Annotated in this window: 15 protein-coding genes and 1 pseudogene; 1 reads left to right on the top strand and 15 read right to left on the bottom strand. The window is 40.3% G+C overall.

Translation table 11 applies throughout. The annotated features are described in order from the left end of the window. Positions 1–52: 52 nt before the first annotated feature. Positions 53–1,630 (bottom strand): response regulator transcription factor, encoded by a 1,578-nt coding sequence (locus T344_RS0103645; RefSeq protein WP_027627587.1) that lies wholly within the window; start codon positions 1,628–1,630, stop codon positions 53–55. After that, a complete protein-coding gene (locus T344_RS0103640) occupies positions 1,605–3,461 on the bottom strand; it encodes a cache domain-containing sensor histidine kinase (RefSeq protein WP_027627586.1) in 1,857 nt (618 codons plus the stop codon). Before T344_RS0103640 ends, T344_RS0103645 begins: the two co-directional genes overlap by 26 nt. Positions 3,462–3,813: 352 nt before the next feature. Between T344_RS0103640 and T344_RS0103635 the strand changes: the two genes are divergently transcribed. Further along, positions 3,814–4,596 carry a DeoR/GlpR family DNA-binding transcription regulator gene (locus T344_RS0103635; protein ID WP_027627585.1) on the top strand — a complete coding sequence of 261 codons (783 nt, stop codon included), beginning with the start codon at positions 3,814–3,816 and terminating at the stop codon, positions 4,594–4,596. Between the two features lie 108 nt (positions 4,597–4,704). Here T344_RS0103635 and T344_RS0103630 read toward each other — a convergent pair whose 3' ends face one another. The 13 genes and pseudogenes from T344_RS0103630 to T344_RS0103565 all read right to left on the bottom strand — a co-directional run bounded on the left by T344_RS0103630 (position 4,705) and on the right by T344_RS0103565 (position 21,718). Beyond that, a complete protein-coding gene (locus T344_RS0103630) occupies positions 4,705–5,046 on the bottom strand; it encodes a P-II family nitrogen regulator (protein WP_027627584.1) in 342 nt (113 codons plus the stop codon). A 23-nt stretch (positions 5,047–5,069) separates the two neighbouring features. Continuing rightward, the gene (locus T344_RS0103625) at positions 5,070–6,305 is read right to left on the bottom strand and encodes an ammonium transporter (protein ID WP_034860575.1); all 1,236 of its coding nucleotides are present in this window, start codon (positions 6,303–6,305) and stop codon (positions 5,070–5,072) included. Positions 6,306–6,742: 437 nt separating this feature from the next. Then, positions 6,743–7,036 carry a peptide maturation system acyl carrier-related protein gene (locus T344_RS27495; RefSeq protein WP_034860573.1) on the bottom strand — a complete coding sequence of 98 codons (294 nt, stop codon included), beginning with the start codon at positions 7,034–7,036 and terminating at the stop codon, positions 6,743–6,745. Between the two features lie 45 nt (positions 7,037–7,081). Next, positions 7,082–8,203 (bottom strand): TIGR04066 family peptide maturation system protein, encoded by a 1,122-nt coding sequence (locus T344_RS0103610; RefSeq protein WP_027627582.1) that lies wholly within the window; start codon positions 8,201–8,203, stop codon positions 7,082–7,084. A gap of 17 nt (positions 8,204–8,220) precedes the next feature. Next, entirely contained in the window at positions 8,221–9,651 is a 1,431-nt protein-coding gene (ccpM, locus tag T344_RS0103605) for a Cys-rich peptide radical SAM maturase CcpM (protein ID WP_027627581.1), read from the bottom strand. A gap of 91 nt (positions 9,652–9,742) precedes the next feature. Then, complete coding sequence (locus tag T344_RS30215) at positions 9,743–9,919, bottom strand: CLI_3235 family bacteriocin precursor (RefSeq protein WP_004625954.1); 177 nt, start codon at positions 9,917–9,919, stop codon at positions 9,743–9,745. 246 nt (positions 9,920–10,165) lie between these two features. Continuing rightward, on the bottom strand, positions 10,166–10,624 hold the full coding sequence (locus T344_RS0103595) for an ABC transporter ATP-binding protein/permease (protein WP_154669416.1): 459 nt from the start codon (positions 10,622–10,624) through the stop codon (positions 10,166–10,168). A 233-nt stretch (positions 10,625–10,857) separates the two neighbouring features. Further along, on the bottom strand, positions 10,858–15,339 hold the full coding sequence (locus tag T344_RS0103590) for an endo-1,4-beta-xylanase (RefSeq protein ID WP_051571552.1): 4,482 nt from the start codon (positions 15,337–15,339) through the stop codon (positions 10,858–10,860). A 501-nt stretch (positions 15,340–15,840) separates the two neighbouring features. Further along, positions 15,841–16,992: a family 8 glycosyl hydrolase gene (locus T344_RS0103585; RefSeq protein WP_027627578.1), complete on the bottom strand. Its 1,152-nt coding sequence runs from the start codon at positions 16,990–16,992 to the stop codon at positions 15,841–15,843. Positions 16,993–17,017: 25 nt separating this feature from the next. Further along, positions 17,018–17,842: pseudogene (locus T344_RS27490) on the bottom strand (endo-1,4-beta-xylanase); the annotation flags it as partial. Positions 17,843–18,000: 158 nt separating this feature from the next. Next, positions 18,001–18,912, bottom strand: coding sequence for a carbohydrate ABC transporter permease (locus T344_RS0103575; protein WP_004625919.1), 912 nt, complete (start codon positions 18,910–18,912; stop codon positions 18,001–18,003). 13 nt (positions 18,913–18,925) lie between these two features. After that, positions 18,926–19,888 carry an ABC transporter permease gene (locus tag T344_RS0103570; RefSeq protein WP_027627577.1) on the bottom strand — a complete coding sequence of 321 codons (963 nt, stop codon included), beginning with the start codon at positions 19,886–19,888 and terminating at the stop codon, positions 18,926–18,928. Between the two features lie 96 nt (positions 19,889–19,984). After that, positions 19,985–21,718, bottom strand: a complete 1,734-nt coding sequence (locus tag T344_RS0103565; protein WP_027627576.1) for an extracellular solute-binding protein — start codon at positions 21,716–21,718, stop codon at positions 19,985–19,987. Between the last annotated feature and the right edge of the window lie 42 nt (positions 21,719–21,760).

Here is a 21,760-nt window from a genome sequence, read left to right as displayed (position 1 = left end):
GGCAAAAAAAATACATGAACTATTTTCAGTCCACGTATTTTTTATATTTGCTTTACTGTAAGGAATTCTGCCTGTATGCGGCAGGGCTCATTCCAAAAACATTTTTAAAAGCCACGGAAAAATATTTGGGATTCAGATATCCGCAAAGACCGCTTACTTCACTGATTGGAATACCGGTATCCTCAAGCATTTGTTTTGCCATATTCATTCTTATATTGGTAATGTATTCGTTAAAGCCCATTCCCGTACCTTTTTTGAATAACGCACTCATATATGCCGGCGTACGTCCGAATTTTTCTGCAACTATATTCAAGTTAATATCCCCGGCGGCATTTTCCTTAACATACTGCAATACATCTACTACAAGTTTTTTATTGGATACATCGATTTTAGCTTGGCATGCTATTTCATACACCTGGTTCAGGTATCTGATGATCTCCTGTTTCATCTGCAAAAAACTCCACAATTCATAAAAAGGAGCCGGCTGAACAATATTCTTCATTCCGGTGCTGTTGTACTTGTTAAGCTGGCGGTCAACGGTTTTTATCAGCTGCGCATAGCTTTTCTCAACAGCCGAAAGCGACTGTATGGATGGAGGTAAGGTTATCAGTTTTTCAAAAACGTTTATGATTTCGGCAATCCTAATATTCTCAAGGGGATGAATTAACCTGCCCAAATCCTCTTCTTCATTCTTTATTGAAACAGGTATGTCTGAAAACAACTGTACGTTACTGCCCGTACGATACAACTTAAAATTTAAAGCCTCAGCCGCCAGATTAAAGGATTTGTACAGCAGTATCGAACCGTACACCACATCACCGACACCGGTAAATACCTCTACAAATAAATATTTACGGATCAAGCTGTTGATCTTGCCCAGTTCATGCTTTACCGAAGAAAGCATGGACTCTCTTTTAATACCTTCAAATATTGCTGCAATTCTTCCTGATTCATATTGAACTGAAATGAGAAAATTCCCGCTTACATCCTCTGTCAAAACTTCGTCTACTATATTTTTTACTGCAAAATCGATGAATTCTCTGTTTTCTTCAGTTACCTGATATTGTATAATGGCACACAATAAAAGATTTTCATTAAAACGGATACCTAAATCATAAAGCTCACCCAGGTGTTTTTTTGCCTCTTCAGAATCCGGACAGTCAAGTAAATATCTGAGCAGTTTTTGTTTTACATTCTCGGTCACTTTTCGGTTTTCACTCTCACGTACCAATTTTTCGTCTATCCGGTGTTTTTCAGTTGTCAGGCTCTTTACACAAGCTCCCACCATAGAAACAAATTCCTGCTTTTTAATAGGCTTAAGTACATACTCTTTAACGCCTAATGTAATGGCAGATTTTGCATATTCAAAATCTGCATAGCCGGAAAGGATGATAAACGTAGGTGAATATCCATTTTCCCTGATATTTTTAATCAGGTTAAGCCCATCACAAAAAGGCATACGGATGTCTGTAATGACTATCTGAGGCAAATGTTCCTTGCAGAGTTTATGTGCCTCAATTCCGTTTTCAGCCTCCAAATAGCAAATATCACTGTCCAGTTCCCTTTTGAGTATTGTGACAATACCCTTACGTATAACATCCTCGTCATCTGCCACCAATATCTTGAACATTTGCTTCCCCTCCGTTTTGCACATCCGGTTCAACAACTATGGTTACCGTGATTTTTGTTCCGTCATTCTGCCGGCTCTCAATGGACAGTCCGCTTCCTGCAGGACATATCATTTCCACGCGCTGCTTGACATTAATGATTCCAATTGAGTTCTTGGACCTGTTATTTGTATCGGAAATAGATTTGTTTTCCCTGATACAATTATAAATCTGATCAAGACGTTGTTTTTCTATTCCTTTTCCATTATCTTCGACACATATAATCAATCTGTCTTGTTCCATCAAAACATTAACAAATATTTTCCAGGGCGGAAGGGTATTTTTAAACCCATGAATAAAACAGTTTTCAACCAGCGGCTGTAGTATAAACTTGGGAATCATAAGATTTTTCAATTCCTCACTGCATTCCATTTCATAAACAAGCCTGTCGTTAAAACGCATTCTCATGATTTCTATATATTGTTCAATATTGTTAAGTTCTTCACTGACCTTTACTTCCGGACTCTCCCAGTGTAAGCTGTAGCGCAGCAGATCCCCCAGATTTGCCAGATCGCTTGCCACCGTATAATATTCGTCTATTTCACACTGCATTCTCATATTTTCCAGAGTGTTATATAAAAAATGCGGGTTGATTTGAGCCTGAAGAGCATGTATCTCTGCTTCTTTTTGGGCCTTTTCCTTCTGAATCATTGAAGTTATCAAGCCTTGAAGCCTTTCTGCCATATGGTTGAAGCTTTCTGAAATTCTTGAAATCTCATTAAAACCGTCCACTTTTATACGCACATCAAATCTTCCCGCTTCGATATGTGTAATCATTCTGTCCATCTCTCTGAGCCTTCTGAAGAAAAGACGTGCTGCAACATTTGTAAAAAGAATTATGAATACCATACTGCCAATAGCAATTAAAAGCAAGAGAGTATCAACGCCTGATGTGGACTCCAAAATTTTCTGCCTGTCCATTACGGCAACTCTCATCAAGCCTGTAACATCATCCCTGTCGTAAGCAATAAGATAATTTGCATCGCCAAGATTAATATCGGATACCCCGGATTTTTTCTGAAAATTAAGACGTGAAAATTCGTCGGCCCTCTGATCATCCGAAGCAAAAACCAGTTTTCCATTCCTGTCAAAAATGAGATATTTCACCTCGGAATCCTGACTTGCAAGTTCTCCGGCGTTGGCCAGCTTGCTGATTGTCATGTCAACTTCAATGAGTCCGATACATTCTTTGGTACGGATATCTAAAATTTTCTGATAAATAGGCAGCACCAATTCTTCTTTATTCTCAAGCTCTTCATAATTCACAAGATTGCCAAGGGATCTGTCGTATACACGTACATTTCCATAAATATGCTCGCTGCCGTTTTGCATAATTTCAGTATAATAGTCACGGTCATATAATCTGTCCATGTTATAGGACCAGTCCACATACTCATCGATCTGACTGTTTTTGGAATAAATGACCAGCCTGTTAAATTTATTTGTATACACATGGCGTATATTGAGAAGTTCATTCTGAACACTATATACATAGTAGTTCTTTTCATGTGCACTTAAGTTGTTTTCGGGATTTAAATAATACTGGAACTCCTGACTGAAAATCAACTGGTTGAGCGCACTATTCATAATGCCGATGTTGGCATTCATATTTGATTCAATTTTTTTAAGATTCTCCTGGACCTTTTTATTTGCTTCCTCCAGAAGATTATTTCTCACAATTTCAAAATATGATGTGGTTATAACTATAGCAGGAATTATCATTATCAATGAGAAAACAATTGTAACCTGCCATACCAGACTAAGACTGGTAAGCTTTTTCATCAATACTCTCATCTATATACATCATCCTATCTAATCATTTCTGAAATTCCGTATCGGCAGCTGGATTCATCATATCATCTGACATATGTGAGAATTTGTTTACATAAATTATATTATATATGATTTAACCAAAAAAATCATTAAAAACAATTGCTTTACTTTTTCATTCTACTATCATATTTTATTTTTTTCAATCGATTTTTTTTATATCTTGTTGAATATTTTCTTTTTTTATCATATTCAATATCTTTTTTATTGCTTTTTTCTGTTCTTTAGATTACACTATGCTTAAGTCAATTACCCCGGCTGATTACCCGTAATCCGGGACTGTAAACGGCTTTGCAAAAGAAAGGACGGTCATGCCATGTTAGCGATTGAACGGCATAACAGGATATTAAAACTGCTGGCTGATAACGTACATATTACTACTAATGAATTAAGCGAATTATTGGAAGTTTCGGCTGCAACAATCAGAAATGATTTAAACAAACTTGAAAAAGATAAATTAATTCTAAAAACCCATGGTGGCGCTACCTTACTTTCTCCAGCCATGCAGAGGCCTCAAAACATTTTTCCTTTTAATGAGCGGGAATTTAAAAACAGCAGTGAAAAAGAAGCCATAAGCAATATGGCATTGAGACACATTGAGGAAGGTCAGTGTATTATCCTGGATGCAAGCTCCACAGCTCTGGCAGTTGCCAGAAAACTGGGCCGTTTTTCCAGACTTACCGTAATTACAAACGGAATATACACCATGCTTGCCTTAAAGGATATTCCAAATATTACGGTTATTTTTATTGGCGGAATTGTGACAAAAAACTCAGGATCTACAGAAGGGCTGCTGGGTTATGATTTGTTAAACCATATCAATGCCGATACCGCTTTTGTATCAGCCCATGGATTTACTTTAAAAGAAGGATTAACAGACTTTAATATATATGAGGCAGAATTGAAAAAACAAATGGTCCTCCACTCCCGTAAACGTATTGCTCTTTTGGACCACACGAAATTTGAACATATATCCACGGCAAGCTTTTGTTTTTCCAAAGATATTAATTCAGTCATTACAGATGAACAAATCGATCCTCAATTGCTGTCACAGTATAAAAATAGCGGTATAAACATTGAGGTGTCACCGTTATCTTAGAGAGCTCAACGAAAAGCTATATTGGAAATATAGCTTTTCGTTGCACACATAAAAGACAATGTGATATTTCCCTATTAACTTCAATCAATGGCCGCACACAAAGTTAATTTATTTTATTGCGGCCTCTCCGCGTTCCTTTGTCCTGACACGGATTGCATCCTCTACATTATATAAGAATATTTTACCGTCGCCATATTCGCCGGTGGATGATACCTCAATAATACTTTGGATAATTTTTTCTACCTGTTCATCAAGTACTACCAACTCTATCTTTATTTTCTGCAGGAAATTATAATCAACTTCCGTTCCGCGGACGTATTCTTTCCAGCCTTTTTGGTTGCCGCATCCCATAATTTGTATGATGCTCATACCATTAAGATTGTATTTGTCCAAAACAGTCTTTATTTCTTCCAGCTTTTCAGGCCGGATATATGCCTCGATTTTTTTCATTGCGAAAACCCTCCTTAAATTCGTTAGTCCATACCATTAAATGCAGGATAAGCCGATTCCCCATGTTCCGAGATATCAAGCCCCAAATCTTCAGCCTTCTTGGACACCTTAATACCTTTGGTACAAAGTGAAGCAATTCCGCACGCAATAAGTGTTCCTACGATGGCAATCACTATGGTTATTCCAATTGCTGCAAGCTGACGGGCGAATAAATTCACATTTCCAAAAACAAGGCCATCCCAGGCTGCTGCGGAGTTAATTGAACTTTTTGCAAACAGGCCGGTTGCAATACCGCCCCATATGCCGCCCATACCGTGACAGGCAAAAACATCAAGGGCATCATCGTAACCCATCTTCGGTTTTATAACACTGATAAAGAAATAACTGATTGGGCTTACCAATGCACCGATTATGATCGAGGCCCATATGGGGACAAAACCGGCGCCGGGCGTAATTGCAACCAATCCGATAACTAAGCCGGTAGAAGCGCCCACAAGAGTAGGTTTTCCACTTTTGATCTTTTCGATCAAGAGCCACGATAGCATGGCTGCCGCCGCAGATGTATTTGTGGTCATAAAGGCATGTATTGCAAGCTCATTGGCTGAAAGCGCACTTCCGGCATTGAACCCGAACCAGCCAAACCAGAGCAGTGCAGCACCCAATACGACAAATGGTACATTATGGGGATGGTATACGGCCTTGCCGAAATTCTTGCGTTTGCCAAGAATAATTGCAAGGACCAGGGCACTGACACCTGAACTGATATGAACAACATTTCCACCTGCAAAGTCAACAGATCCGATCTTAAACAGGAATCCACCGCCCCATACCATATGTGCAAGCGGATAATAAACTATTATAGACCATATTGTAGTAAAAATTACTGTAGAAGAAAACTTCATTCTTTCAGCAATAGCACCGGTAATAAGCGCAGGCGTTATAATGGCAAACATCATCTGAAACACTGCAAAGGCAAGTGTATTTGGATATGCCAGAGTAGTATCGGCAAAACCGTCAAAATTTAAACCAAACCAATTAAGATTTCCAATAATACCGCCGATATCACCGCTGAATGATATTGAGAAACCTACAAGAACCCAGAGGATTGATGACAACCCCATAAGTATAATTGACATCATGATTGTATTAACGATATTCTTTCTTTTTACCAAACCCCCGTAAAAAAACGCCAGTCCCGGAGTCATTATCATTACCAACGCTGATGATGTTAAAATCCAAGCTACATCTCCGTGATCCATCTTAATTATCTCCTTTTTAAATAAAATAAAAAGCCAATAATACCTAAAGTATTATTGGCCTCATTGCCACAAAATAAATATTAAATTTTAATTACCTCTTCCGGAAGTATATATATTATAATATGCCGATTTTGAATATTTGTCAACTACGAAAATTCATTTTGTATTTTAAATTCTCAAAAACTACTAATCCCATTTAAGAGGAATACTTAATTTATATGCGGTGTGTCTCATTTTAATGCCATTGTATATTCAAGAGTATAATTAACCTGTAATTAAAAATATGCAAGTCTATCAAGCCCACATGTCATTTATTAAAGTCATTCTGCATATATACTGTTTGAATTATTGCAGAATGATTGAATTTTTTGCCTGAAAAGCCAGGGCATTTAAGAAAATACCCTGGCTTTTCAGATTTTGGGGTTGTATATTGACGATCAAACTGCATCCTGTTCTATCTTATATAACTGACTGCATATCAGATCGATTGTACCGTTTATTGTGGCCAGCGCACCATTTGTTACAGCCTCATCAGGTATTGAAATTCCAAATTCCCTTTCAATATCCATATAAATATAAACAAGATCCCTTGGTGCCAGCCTGAACACATTTCCCAGCAAATGCCTGTCAAAATCCTCATTAGCTACCGTTTCCAGATCAAGGCCAAATCTATTGATGAAAATATTGCTTAGTTTTTCATTTACACTTTGACGGCTTAATATATTTTTCATGCTTTACCCTTCCTTTCTCTTTTACGGCCAAAAATATATTATATGTTAAACCAGGTCAACCTCGCCATAGTATGACAAAGTATCAATCAGGCAGTTTGCAATATTAGTCCCGTCTTCCTTATTCAGCACATTGAAAACAGGTGTATTTAAAGTTTTGTATCCCGCCTTCTTTTTGTCTATAAAGCTTGAATCCATCAGCAAATAGGACTCGCTTCCTGTTTCTCTTGCCACATCCCAGTCGAATTTAACATTGGCTAAATTGAAACATGTGATATCAAAATCCAATTTATATTTCATCGATGTAAATAAATTATTGAAATATTCGGGCAAATATTCCTCATAAAAAGTACTTAAAACCACCGCATCGGCTGAAACAGCCTGAGATATTTCAAATGCAGTTATTCCGAACCGCCCGGCAAAATTTTCACTCAACCTCATAACACCACCTGGTATACCAATGATTATGATATCAGGTTTCTCATTGTTCTCCATATCCTTTATATAGTGATTAAAGGCCAGAATCTTTGTTCGCTCGGACCAGCAGGAATTGTACATTATTTGCGGAAATGAATGAAATCCCAGCATTTCGCAATAATTTCTTGTTCCTACCTGACTGACCCTGTACCCCGCGTTTATAAAAGCAGCTCTTAATGACAGTTGAATTTCGAACTTGTGTGTCTTTTCATGTACGCCGGTGACAAATACCACCGGAGTATTTATTTTCTGAAGCTTATAGTAATCGGAGTCCATGTTGAAAAATCTGTCCCCCATGTTGCTGAAGAACTTTAGCTTGACTTTGTATTTCAGGCATATTTCTTCTAATGCCTCTATATTTTCGTCCTCCAAATCAGACAGGAAGACTAAATCTTTACCTTGTTCTGCTGCAATCACAACTTTTGGCAGAATATTGCCTTCAAAATCCAGCTTGTGGTCTGATTCCGAGAACATTACCGTATCGCAGCAGGGCAAAAGTCCTTCAAAGTCATTGCTGACATTTATACCAAGCTTATCCCCTCCATCTGCACCAGAGGCATCTCTTCCATTGAAGCCCCAGCTCTGGGGTGATACCAATGCCACTATATTGTAGTCCGGCAACATTTCAGGATGTCTTAAGATAGGAGTGAATTCCACATCATAAGGATATACCAGTGTTCTCTTTTCATTCATTTTTAGATACCTCCTGTTTATATAGTAACCATCCACTTTCTTGCTCCGAAATCAAAATTGTTTTCCTTTAAAGTGCATATATCTTTCAGATCACTTTCGATATTATTACGGACTCGGACACAATTCCTGGTCTTTAATTCACTTGACAGACCGTTTCCTGTATCCGCACTGGCACAGCATAAAGTGCAAAATCTGAAAGCCCAGCAGTTTTTGCATTTTTCTTCGCTCAGAGCACCAACATTCAATAATTTTCTTATCTTACTCAAATCAAAACCCGTATTAATCTCTCCGATTTTCATTACCTCTGAAGATTCACTTACCCTTTCGCATGGAAACAAAGCTCCCTCCGCGTTGACAAACAACCTCTGCATTCCCGGAATACACGGTCCGCCGTGATGTGACTTATCAGGCAGGCCCTGGGACGGTTTCAGATGTTTATATGACTTCTCAAGACTTGTATAATCAGTAGCTACCAGTTTTGACAACTGCTTTTCATCAAAGGAAGTAACTTTTGAGAGAAGTACCTTAAAATGCTCATACCCCAATTTACTATTGTAGTCTTCTGTTTGCGCTATTTCATTTTTTGAATAGTAGTCAACAATTGATGATGCAAACAGGTTAAGTTCCTTTACGGTATCACAATCGGTAAAAAATTGGTTAATACAGGAGATGTCATTTTCCTGATCCAGAACAGTACTAAACGCAATCTTTTTATAATATTCAGGATATTTTTCCTTTATCATATCAATATTATTGATAACCTTGTCAAAAGTGCCGCAATTATTGAAAGCAAACCTCCTGCTCTTATCATGGATTTCCTTTGGGCCGTCCAGGCTGATTCTCAATACGACCTTGTGTTGTTCCAGGAATTGAACAATGTCTTCAGTAAGCAGTGTTCCGTTAGTGGTTATATTAAATAATGTCTCCTTACCCTCGGACATGTTCTCAACATAAGATATACATTTTTTAATCAGCTCAAATTCAATAAGAGGTTCTCCGCCATAGAACCCTATTGTAATGGTTTTACTGTCGCTGGAATGTTCAATATAAAAATCAATAGCTTTTTTAGCCAGCTCGAAGTCCATTCTCTTCTTTGAGTGTCCCCTGTTCTTGTACCCGCCGGAGTATACACAATAATCGCATCGCAAATTACATTGCTGTGTAACTTGCAGTGTAACCATTTTAATTTTTCTGTTCAAGTAATATACCAATATTTCGTCGGCAGGATGGATTATTTCACGGATTCTTTTTGATGACAGGAAACCATCCTCCAGCAATTTATCCGGTAAACCGATACCATCTTTCAATTCATACAAACCTGCCTGTACATATTTAAGGTTTTCCCATATCTGCCTGTCGGTTTTTATTATCACATTTTTATTCACATCATATATATAATAGCCTCCAGGTGTTCTGAAGAGATGAATAAAAGGTCCGCTTTCTTTCATAGAGGTCTCCTTTACTTTTGTTGAAGCTTACCCGTGATGTCAGGTAAGCTTCAACAAAAAAATTTAACTATATTGTTTTTTGCAACAGCTTTTAATAATGGCTATATGTACCGCCTGAACTTTGAGTACTGGATCTGGCACTATCCTTGGCTGAATAATCCCAGGAATACTCACAGGTCGGACAACCGCAAGAGCAATAAACCTGACAGGTTGCGTATGCTTCTACTGTTTCCTGTACGGCATTAAACTTCTTTCCGAGTTTTTTCATAGTTTTCACCTCCTTATAGTTTTTACCGGAACTAAAGTCCGCGATTTCTTTAGTTTCAGTATTATGTGAACCCCACTGTCCCCCAGGATGACAGCAGGATTCAATCCGGTTAAACTACTGCTTTGATAAACCTAGCATTTATTAATAAATCCCTGCAAAACAAGCCGGTACGTGCGGCTCAACACGGTTTCACATACCCTGCTAAACAACTTTCTCTATTTAAATCACAGTCTTATCAACCGTATCTTATGCCCGGCTTACAGCACAATAAGAATACACTCTACGGCCATAAAACTCCAATATGTTACTGATGTCTTTATTAGTATTATTCATGATATCAGCAAATTCAGTGTTATTAAAATAGGAGAGCTTGAGTTTTAAAGAATGATTGAATGCTGTTTTTAAGCGAGTGAATGGGAAAACAGATTTTATGTATGAGTAATAATTGGTTTCTATAAAGTCTCTGCATCTTACTGTTAACACCAGACCGAACACAGCCGCAGAAAGCACTGCAACCGTATTGCAGTTCGGAGCTGACACTCGGCCACCTGTTATTTTCATCCCAATCAGCGGAATAAAAATAGATATTCCCGACGATGCAATAATACAAACTGATACTGATATAATGCTTATCTTTCTTTCGCAAAGCTGTAAAAGTTCAATAAGTCCGATTAAAATTAATTTATTCTCTGTATTTATTAACATCTCAAAACACCTATTTTCTTTTATGGGTTTTGTTACTGTATGATATAAATATATAATATATGTCATAATTTGTCAACCATTATTTTCCTTTTAATATTTATTATGTTAATAATGTAACATATTGTTATGGTTTATGCCAAAAAATGTAATAAAAAAGAACTGTCCTTAAAACTTATTAACTCATAGTTTTAAGGACAGCCAGATCAGAAAATGTTATAAAGTATTAAAACTCATTAATTTATTGTATTATTGCTTAGCAGTGATTGTAAAACAATTGCAAACTTTCCTCTGCTGCAATTAAATTTCGGATTGAGCTGAGTGCTTGTGCCATCTTTTATTATTCCCGCTTCTACAAGCTGCTTAACAGTATTCACAGCCCAGGCGGACAGCTTATTCTCATCTCCGAAGCCCTTATATTCTGTCACAGCAGTGCCTGCTGCCGGCAACTCACCAAGGTATTTTTTCAAATTGTATACCAAGGTGTACAGCATTTCACGGGTTAGCGGCGCATCAGCATCAATTCTGTTATAGCCCACTCCGCCGGTGAGACCGATTTCCCTGGCTTTTGCATAATAGCCTGCAAATTCGCCTGCGGCATCCGAGAAATTATCCTCCGGCTCTGCAAGAGGCTTGATGTCATATGCTTTCATAAGCATTACTATGGCCTCTCCACGGGTTACAGCACGTTTCGGGTCAAAGCCGGTTCCCGTTGCAATCTCTCTGGCACCGAGATAAGTGACTGCATCATAGTAGCTGTCAGTTGATTTTACATCTGAAAAACTTACCTTGTTATAGCCTACGGCAAATTTTGAAAAATGCGCTGTTATAAACTCAACAGTTCCGTTATGATAATATCCCCTTACAGGAATCAAGCTGTTATTGCTGTCAATGTAATAAACCAGGACGGCATTAGGATCTTCATCCTGTTTAAGTGTATAAGGAATACTTACGCTTACCGCACTGCCATTAAAACCAGAAATTGTTGTGCCGCCCCTGGATACGGTAAATTCAAAAACAGGGCGGTCGGCTATTCTGTCAGCTGCATCGGCTGGTATACCGGCCAAATCGGCAGCCGCAGCCTTTGAAATTTTTATTTCAATTATGCCTGTTCCCGTTTCCGAAATTGTTTTCATAGCCCTGCTGTCAAACAAAAGTTCACCAATGCCTGCAGAAACCTTAATTGAAGCATTCCCGTCAGCTTCTAAAATCTTACCTAATGTATCTGCCGGAAGTTCAAGAGTTGCAGCATTGGCATTTGAAGGTACATTAACTGCAAATATGACGACTGTCGGCTTTACACCGTCCTTAATTTTGCTTAGATCTTTCAAAATATCTTCTACCGTTTTGCCGGTAACTTTAACATTTGCACTTCCATCAGCATTCACAGCAGCAGTTAATTTTACCGTAACATTGGATTCTGCCTTTGTACCTGCAGCCGGAGTGCTATTATATGAACTGCCGGAGTTGCTTCCGCCGCCCGATCCGGTGTTTGAGCCACCGGAATTGCCTGGATTGCCTGGTTCTTCTGGTTCACCGGAGCCGCCTTTGCCTGTGAGAGTGAGCACACCAAAAACCGAGGTGTCCTGATAACCTGAACCTGATTGATCATTCCAGGCTGCTACACTTTGGCGCGCACTATTTTGTGCATCATTGACCTGAGCGTCAAAACCGATTTTTATACCGTTTGCCGGAGTTAAAGTTTTAAACGGTATCTTCATTTCAACTGTATAATTGGTTCCTGATACCCTTGCAGCCGATTCAAAGCCTTCCGATATTTCAGCTGGGTTGAAGGAGGTCTCGTTGTCATAATTTACTCTGTATTGCCCGTCATCCTCCTGATAAAATGAAGTTTTACCGTTGTTCTCATCTACAAAGACTTCTACCGAATCCTGTTCATATTCATTTATGCTGCTTTTATCAAGCTGTTCATCACTGACCTGAATCAACACATACAGATTATTGTCGTCCCAGAGGGTCCTGGCAATACCCGTAGCTCCCTGCCATGCCATTTGATACTCATTGATTGCCAATGCAGGTGTATTACTCCATATTGAATCTATAGTACCGTCTATTACCGGAGTGCCGAAATTAGCTGTTGACTGTTTTGCACCTACCGGTGTGGTGGGTTCATGTTCCGACATGTATTTATCAGGATCAACTACGCCGTAGTATGCCAGCTTTGCCTGCAGATTCCTGTCAAACAGCAGTGGATTCTGGGATGACCTCCAGCTTGTACCATCGTCCATTCCCCATATTGTAACACGTTCAATATCCGCAGCATGGGCTTTAAAGATTTTAAACAGCTGCGCATATAAATAGCCCTGAGCTTCTGCAAGCTTCTCGGAGAGCTGGGAGTTTTCTCCTGCGGTAATGTCAAGCTCCGTTATACTTACTTCTACACCAAGAGAGATAAATCTTTCCAATGACAGTTCAACGTTAACAGGGTTGGTTTTTATGTTATAGTGTGCCTGCATACCGATTCCATCAATAAGAAGTTTGCCCGGATGATTTTCAGCGTATTTATCGTTGATTTCTTTTACCATATTGTAAATAGCCTGTGATTTCTTTTGATTATCTTCATTATAATCATTATAATATAGCTTGATATTCCAATCAGGATGTGCATCCAGAACTTCTCTGGCGGCTAAAAATGCCTTCTCAACGTAATCCGGACCGATAGCCTTCTCCCACATTGAGTCATTTCGCAGAGAGCTCCTCCAATCCGACGGATTGGGTGGATTGTCACCCATAGCTTCATTTACTACATCCCAGGATATAACCTTGTTGCCGAAGTGCTCAACAACCGTTTTTATATGAGTTGTCATATTTTGGAGAGCTTCTTCACGAGGCAGAGGTACCTTATTGCCGCTTCCATCTGTAGCGGTATTCATCCATTCACCGGTCTGATTATGCCATACCAGTACATGTCCATGCATTTTCATTCCCTCTGACAGTACTTTGTCAACCATTGTATCTGCTGCTGCAAAAGTATAGTTACCTTTTGTAGGCTGCAGATTTCCCGGCTTCATATCATTTCCTGCAGTTGCTGAATTATTATGCATTTTAAGAAGTTCCAGCCTTACTCCGCTGAGATCCTCTCCTGATATTGCAGTTCCTATTAAGAAGTCATCCTTATACACATCTTTGATGGGTGCAATATCCTTTTGTATTTCAATGGGTCCCGCTTGTGTTTTTTCAAAACTGATATCATCGATATAGAAAGATGCGGTAGCATTATTCGAACTTTCTATATATATAGTCAGGTATTCGTCAAGTACACTGTTGTAGAGGTGTTTTCCTTCGTATTTTACCCAGCCGTCATTTGTCGAGATTGTTTTTGCCTCAAATATAGAATAGCCAGGATTACTGCTTCCAACCTGTGTAGAAAGCTGGATCTGTGAGCTCTCCGGTTCTATCAGCTTAACCCATGCTGTAACTTTATATTCACTGCCCTTGTCAACATATTTTTCTACACGTAATGATGGTCCGTGCCAGGTATCCGTTCTGCCTTCAACTTTCAGCGAATATGTACCGCCCTCTGTATGATTTGCTTCATTTGTTACTGTTAATTTTTCTCCACCGCTTCTGGCAGCAAAACCTCCGGAAGTTTGGTTTTCAAAGGTTATTGTTTGAAACGGCAAAGCAGGATCCCTTGGGGGTTCTTCCGTATCTCCACCGATAACAGTTTCGGTAATCAATATATCTCCTATGTAGAATGGAACTGTTGCTCCTGTAACATTTGACTGGACTCGTACCGCGGAATCTTTAGTCGTATCGGCTGTAAACTTCTTTGTCAATGTGAACGCTTCCCCGGCAATCATATCAGCACCTGCAAGCCAGCCATAGCTATCTACGGTCTGAAGGTATGCCTGCGCTCCGGCAGGGACAGCCTCACCTGCGTCAACATAGCCTTTTACAGTGACGGTATAAGTTTTTCCATTCTGCATTCCGACATCAGCAAATTTAAAATCTGCTGCATCATAATTATTTATTCTGTTACTCACGTATAATGCTGCTCCGTCATCATTTCCCTCAAACACCTTATCAGTAACCTGAGTTAAATTGGCGCCGCCTGACTGTACTGACTTTCCAGCACCGGTTGCAAAATCTTCATGATATATTTCTTTTTCTGTCGTCGCAGGAGGTGTATTTTCAGCAGTAATCAATATATTCCCAATATAGAAAGGGACTGCTGCTCCTGCATCATTCGATTGAATTCTGATTCTATCATACGTGTTATTAACCGTATAATTGGAGGTTATGGTAAAAGCCGCACCTGTCGTTATTACAGCTTGACCCATGTAATCGTCATATGCTTCAGGTGACGGATTTACCGCTTGTGCTACTATAAGTCCTCCTGGAGATACTTCCACATTAGGATCAACATAACCGTTGATAGTAATATTATAAGTTTTGCCGTTTTCCAAGTGCAAATCAGCAAACTTGAAATCGGCCGCATCCCAACCATTAGCTCTGTTACTCACATATAATGCCGCTCCGTCATCATTTCCCTCAAACACCTTATCAGTAACCTGAGTCAGTTTAGCTCCACCGGATTGTACCGCTTTGCCGACTCCACCTGCAAAGGTTTCATGGTAAACAGTTGTACTCTCGGCATACACCATGCTGTTAACCGGCATAAGTGAAATAACCAGGCAAAGCACCAAAAAGACTGCCGCTGCCTTCCTCCAATTCCTGAAAATTGTACTACTCAACTTTAACCGCCTCCTCTAAAAATTTTTACTATATATTTATCAAGTATTTACCAGCTGCGACAGTTATCCATGACCGCAGTACGATTAACTACAGAAAGTTGCCATAATATCTGTAAATCCCCGTTCAGGCGGCTGTTCTCATAATTTTCAATATAATATTTGCCGGATTACCGTCAAAACTTTAGTGGTATTCCGCAAATATGGTAAATACAAACTTAATAACCATATCTTAAAAAATACATTGACGAAACTGTAATGATTATATTGAGAAATTTTTAAATCAATAGGTTGATTGTTAAAGCATAGAAAAGAAATAAATCATAAAATTTTTTACATAGGTTTTAAAACAAGTCTGGACTCTCGACTGAAATTCCGGGGTTTTGCTGCAGCCGACATAACCTTCAATATCTCGGCTGCAGCAATCTTGGGAGGTTATTATATTGCATTGTACCGGCTTTTGGAATGTCAAACAGCCACGGTGCGTCCGATACATAATTAGCATTACCAAATGCGGTAGTTCCCGCTAAGTGCCAGCAGCGCAAAGAAATACAAAAGATTATCATAATATCTGCGTTTTCCGGTTCGAAGAGGCTGCTCCCAAAACTTTCTGACAAAATATTCCCGGAACTCACCGCGTGAAGCAAGTGACGCCTGTGCCAGAGTCGCCAGCAATCCCACAGGGTGCAATACCCCTGCCGGTGTACCGTCAGCCTCGTGAACCAATTCACCGGAATTGGCAACCGGTGTTCCGTCAATATAATAGACAATATCTTCTTTACCCTTCGCTGTCTTTCCAAAAAACTCCTGGATATTTTCAGCTTGTTTACGGGACCACTCATCAGCAGCAAACCATTCGTAATCCAATGCAATATTGGCAGCAGTACGGTAGGCATCACTGTAAAACAGATTATGGTTTGCCTGGTTGTGGGGTGTACCGTCATACTCGGCATACTCAGCCGATAATCCGGTTATGGGGTGGCATGCTTTCTTCAGATATTCCCTGCTAAGCCTGGACGCCTCTCTAAAAAATCCGGAGTCCTCGGGATTTCCCCAAAGTGCGAATAATTCATAAAAATGTGGAAGATGATAGGAAGGATCTGTGAAATTACAATTTGGAATAAAACGAATAAGCTTTGTCTGAGGATCAAACATGGGGGCCTTAATTTTATGCACCATTTCGTGCAATAAACTTCTGGCTTCCCCGGTATAATTAAATATACCTTCCCCATCTCCCCACCGTCTTCCTGCAAATAAAAGTGCCATGGCAAAAAATTCTTCACCATCAGGTGCCGGGCCTTCGAAATTAAGTTTACCGTCCAATTGTGCCGACCATCCGAAATAACCTTTATATTCGCCATGGTCAAGATACATATAAGTTTTTGTCCACTTCCATATCCGGTCAAAAATATCCTTGCGGTCCATTTGAACGGCAATCATCATACCGTAGCTCTGTCCTTCAGTGCGGACATCCATGTTGCCGGTATCTACCAGATAGCCCATGTCCTCACCGGTTTCATGATAGATACGCTGATCCCCGCTGCCGAAAAACAACGTATTAAAAGTGGAATAAATACGCTGTTGTACCTTGTCTTTAGAGTAACCATACTCAGCAAACAGGTTTGAATAATTGCCTGTCTGAAAAGAATTTGACATATAGTATTTTCCTTTCCTTAACGAATTAAAAAACTACTATGCTATCGAAAGCCTTCTTTGGATTGTGCTCATCGTCAAACAGTAATGGCCAGTTCCTGCGTCCTTTGACCGGAAAATCCGATAACCAGGTGTCATCATCGGCTATACCCCAAAAAGTAACACCGGTAAACAAGTCCCTGTATTCCCTCAGGAGTTTAAAAATCTCTCCATATCTTTCTGCCTGCAATTCTAAAAGCTCGTTGTGGACTTTTTCATATGCTGTCCTGTCGTCGAAACGGAACATTGAAATGTCCAACTCAGTTATTTGCAGGCTTACACCCAATGATGCATAGAGTTCAACGGCTCTTCGTATTTTATCCGGTTCGGGCGCATATATATTCCAATGCCCCTGCATTCCGATACCGTCTACAGGTATTCCGCGGTCTATGAGCGACTTAACCAGGTCATAAATTTTCCTGGATTTAACAGGATCACATTCATTATAGTCGTTATAATACAATTTTGCCGCCGGATCGGCCTCACGTGCAAACCTGAAGGCATATTCGACATAGTCATCCCCAATAGCGGCAAGCCAGGGCGCCTGGCGGAGGACAGGCTCCTCCGCGTTGTCGGACACTGCCTCGTTAACCACATCCCACGCATAAGTACGGCCCCTGTAGTGTCCCATTACAGTATAAATATGCTCTTTCATACGTTTCAGCGCCAGACTTCGCGATACCGGCCCGCCGCCGTCTTTGAAAAACCAATCAGGCGTCTGGTTATGCCATATCAGTGTGTGGCCGCGAAGTGACAAATTATTTTCCTCGGCAAAATCAGCTATAATATCGCCTTGTTCAAAGTCGTATAAATGCTCTGTCGGATGAACAAATTACGGTTTCATCTGATTTTCCGGTGTTATGCCTGAAAAATGATTAACTATAAGCTCCTTATGAGTATTAATCGAAAAGGAATTCACTGCAGCTCCTATTGGAAAGTATTCCTTATAGGTTTTACAAAGACTTCCGAACATTATCCCTTAACTCCCCCCAATGCAAGACCATTAACAAAGTACCTTTGCAGGAACGGGTATACCAGAAGTATCGGCACGGCGACAACAATAGTAATTGCCGCCCTGATGGACTGAGGCGTCGTTACATTACCCGCTCCGGACTGTGCCGCCGCAGCGCCGACCCCTGCCGAAGTGTTGCCCGCATTCATAGCGCTTGCGAGAAGCTTTTGAAGTTCATATTGCAGAGTGGATAGACTCTGCTTTGCCGAATTGTACAGGAAGGTGTCAAACCACGAATTCCAGGAACCAACTGCAACAAAAAGTGCTATTGTGGCCAGGGTCGGAACACATAACGGCAGAATGATCTGGAGGAAAATCCTGAATTCCCGTGCACCGTCTATTTTAGCCGACTCGATAAAGCTCTCGGGTATTGATCTGATATAGGTTCGGATTACTATAAGATTAAACGCACTTATAATATTCGGCAGCCAATATACGGTAAAGGTATTTATCATATGCAAATCTCTTATAAGCATATAATTAGGTATCAAACCCGCATTAAAGTACATTGTCATAACAAAAAGCACAGTTATTGACTTCCTGAAAATAAACTCCCTGCGGCTTAGCGCATAAGCCAGCATAGAGGTAAAAAACAGGTTGGTGATGACTATGACTATGGTTTTTAAAACACTTATCATAAACGCTCCATAAATTGTATCCATGTGGAAAACAACACGGTAATTCTGGAGAGAGAATATTCTCGGCCATAGATATATACCTCCGCGCACGGTATCCATACCTTCATTGAAGGATATGGCAAGCGTGTTAAGCATCGGATATATCATTGCAACGGAAAGAAGTATCAGAAAAGTGGAATTTAATGTTGTAAATATAACGTTTTCAGCGCTAAGATTTTTTTTGCCTATTTTCATTCAGCTTCCCCCCTTATATCAACTTTTCTTCGCCAAGACGTCCGGCTATAAAATTCGCACCGGCGATCAGAATTATACTTACTCCGGTTTTGAAAATACCCGCTACGGTGGCTAACGAATAATTGCCCATCTTAATACCATAATTAAGAACAAAAATATCAATTGTCTCGGCTTTTTCGATTACCAGGCCATTTCCAAGGAAGTATTGAATCTCAAAACCGGCTTCCAGAATCCAGCCTATGCTCATAATGAGCAGAATAACAATAGTTGGCTTTATTGACGGAAGAGTTACGTTCCACATTTTGTGGTAGCGGTTTGCTCCATCAATCTCAGCAGCCTCATACAGGGCCGGGTCTATTGCTGTCATGGCGGCTAAGTAGATTATGGTATTCCAGCCCAGTTCCTTCCACAGATGTGAACCTGCCACCACACCCCAGAAATAATCCGGATTGGATAAAAACTGTACAGGTTCGTTAATAATGTGAAGTTTCATCAGCACTATGTTGACAATACCACCGCTTGAGGGAAGTGCTAGGGCACTGGAAACCAGTCCGGCAACTATAATCCACGATAAAAAGTGCGGCATATAAGTTATATTCTGTATTATTCTTTTAAATCCAAGATTTCTAACTTCATTCAACAATAGTGATAAAACAATTGCACCTAAATAACCAACTACAAGTGTAAGAATACTTTGCGCCAGCGTGTTACGTATATCTCGTATAAAGCGTTCTCCATTTATGCCGGTAAATAATTTGACAAAATTATCGAATCCAACCCATTGCTGATCAAATGTGTTCCTGATGGCAGGTTTGAAATTTTGAAAGGCCATTGTCCAGCCGGTTATCGGCACGTACGAAAACAGTATTTTGTATAGCAGGAGGGGCACACTCATAATAATCAGTTCACGCTGTGAGATTATGGTACCCCAGATATTCCTGCGATTTTTCGGAAGAGCCAGCGTTTTTGCCCGCATCTTTTCTACCTCCTGTTTATCTAAAAAAAGGGGACTTGCATCCCCTTTTTCCAGATTAATTATTGTTAAAACGTCAAGACTCTAAAATCACTTGAATTATTTTGTAGCCCAGTTTTTGATTCTGTCCTGGATTCCTGCATTTATGGCATCTTCATATGCTTTTACATTAATTTTGCTGATTGCAGTTGTGTATTCGGACCAAATACTTTCAAATTTATCCGGACTGGCCATTATAGCCTTTGGCAGGAACTGCAGTGCAGTATCCCTCAACTGTTTGTCTGCCATCTGAGCGTCGCTTCCGTCAGGAAGGGCTATATTCCAGGCAGGATAGTAAACAGGATTTTCCGGAGGCTGGTTGTTGAAGTCTCTCCAGGTCTTTTTGTTATACTTGGTCAGGAAATCCTGATCATACTGTTTCAAGGTAGCAAAGAATTCTTCCGGCTGATCTTCAGGACTATAAGCATTTCCATCGGAATAAGTACCGTTATGCTTTGGCATTATGTCTGTAAGAGCCATTAATCTGTTGGATGATCTCCAGATAAGGTCTGTTGAATTTGCACGCTGCTGTTCGTTTCTGGTGAATTTGCCGTCGGCGCCCTTCTGATAATCTTCACCTTCAACACCCCAAGCCAGGATCTTCTGCCAGTCTTCATTCATCATTGTGTTTATAAATGCAACTGCAACTTCAGGCTGCTTGCAGGATACCGATACACCAACACCCTGGTTGATGTTCATAACATCTCTGTCTGCATAGTAAGGAGCTTTTCCGTCAAGTGTAGGCATTGTTGCAACCCAGGTCCGTTCAACCTTGTTTGCTGCAACAAGAGCATCATGAGCATTACCGTAACTCCAACGCTGGTCATACATACCGAGTACACGACCGGTTGCAAGCTTTGCGAGGTACTGGTCAAGGGTCTGTGTGAAGCTTTCCTTATCAACCATTCCTTTGGCATTCATTTCATTCAGGTACTTATAGTATCTCTTGGCAACATCCTTATCGGCAAATATTGCCGCAACGTTGTTCTCATCAACTATAACACCGCCATTGTTAGGTGCGCCTGCAAGATATTCCGGCGGATTTGTCAATCCCCATTCTCTTCCCTGGGCACAAAGAATTTCAAAAGCAATGGTGTCCTGTCCGTCTATCTTTGGATATTTATTCTTGTAATCTTCCAGCATCTTGAAGTATTTCTCAAGAGTCATATTGGAAAGATCAGGATATCCTTGATCTGCAAGAACGGCTTTCTGAATCCAGAATCCGGATGCACTGTAGTTTACTCCACCCACTATATCTCCGTAAAAACGGTTATAGTTCGGAATCTGATATATGTGTTTTCCCTGGCCGCCATCATAAGCTATTTTATTCCAGTAAGGCTTAACATGCTCATACAATGCGCCTGCGGCTTCAGGCTTCAAGTAGTCGTCCAATGGTATATACGCACCACCGGTAACCAAACGTGCATTTTGGTCGGTTGAACCGATGATATCCGGGTATTCCCCTCCTGCAAGCATAACACCTATCTTCTGATCCTGGTTATCCGGAGTAATTATCTCATAGTTAAGCGTTACGCCAAGCTTATCCTTTAACATCTTTGTGAGCTTGTTGTCGGCCGATGGTGCCTGCTGACTGGTGGTAATCCAGATGCTCAGTTCTACAGGATTATCCGGTGAGAGCACCGGTAAAGAACTGCCCGATGAAGCAGTAGTGGATGGCGCACTGCCTGTTGGCGCCGCTGATTGAGTACTAGTTGCCGAGTCACTGCCGTTACCGCATGCGGACATTGCAACTGCAACAGCCGCTGCCAAAACTAGTGATGCAAACCGTTTCATAAATCATCCTCCTTAAATTTGTAATACGGGCACTAATAGCAG

Source organism: Ruminiclostridium cellobioparum DSM 1351 = ATCC 15832, assembly GCF_000621505.1.
In the GTDB taxonomy this organism is placed as follows: domain Bacteria; phylum Bacillota; class Clostridia; order Acetivibrionales; family DSM-1351; genus Ruminiclostridium; species Ruminiclostridium cellobioparum.
Note: the sequence above shows the minus strand (reverse complement) of the source record. Positions and strands in the feature narration are given on the sequence as shown.

Coding starts and splice junctions, on each gene's coding strand:
- T344_RS0103645 (WP_027627587.1), bottom strand. CDS start 1,630: ATGTTCAAGATATTGGTGGCAGATGACGAGGATGTTATACGTAAGGGT.
- T344_RS0103640 (WP_027627586.1), bottom strand. CDS start 3,461: ATGAGAGTATTGATGAAAAAGCTTACCAGTCTTAGTCTGGTATGGCAG.
- T344_RS0103635 (WP_027627585.1), top strand. CDS start 3,814: ATGTTAGCGATTGAACGGCATAACAGGATATTAAAACTGCTGGCTGAT.
- T344_RS0103630 (WP_027627584.1), bottom strand. CDS start 5,046: ATGAAAAAAATCGAGGCATATATCCGGCCTGAAAAGCTGGAAGAAATA.
- T344_RS0103625 (WP_034860575.1), bottom strand. CDS start 6,305: ATGGATCACGGAGATGTAGCTTGGATTTTAACATCATCAGCGTTGGTA.
- T344_RS27495 (WP_034860573.1), bottom strand. CDS start 7,036: ATGAAAAATATATTAAGCCGTCAAAGTGTAAATGAAAAACTAAGCAAT.
- T344_RS0103610 (WP_027627582.1), bottom strand. CDS start 8,203: ATGAATGAAAAGAGAACACTGGTATATCCTTATGATGTGGAATTCACT.
- ccpM (WP_027627581.1), bottom strand. CDS start 9,651: ATGAAAGAAAGCGGACCTTTTATTCATCTCTTCAGAACACCTGGAGGC.
- T344_RS30215 (WP_004625954.1), bottom strand. CDS start 9,919: ATGAAAAAACTCGGAAAGAAGTTTAATGCCGTACAGGAAACAGTAGAA.
- T344_RS0103595 (WP_154669416.1), bottom strand. CDS start 10,624: ATGTTAATAAATACAGAGAATAAATTAATTTTAATCGGACTTATTGAA.
- T344_RS0103585 (WP_027627578.1), bottom strand. CDS start 16,992: ATGTCAAATTCTTTTCAGACAGGCAATTATTCAAACCTGTTTGCTGAG.
- T344_RS0103575 (WP_004625919.1), bottom strand. CDS start 18,912: ATGAAAATAGGCAAAAAAAATCTTAGCGCTGAAAACGTTATATTTACA.
- T344_RS0103570 (WP_027627577.1), bottom strand. CDS start 19,888: ATGCGGGCAAAAACGCTGGCTCTTCCGAAAAATCGCAGGAATATCTGG.
- T344_RS0103565 (WP_027627576.1), bottom strand. CDS start 21,718: ATGAAACGGTTTGCATCACTAGTTTTGGCAGCGGCTGTTGCAGTTGCA.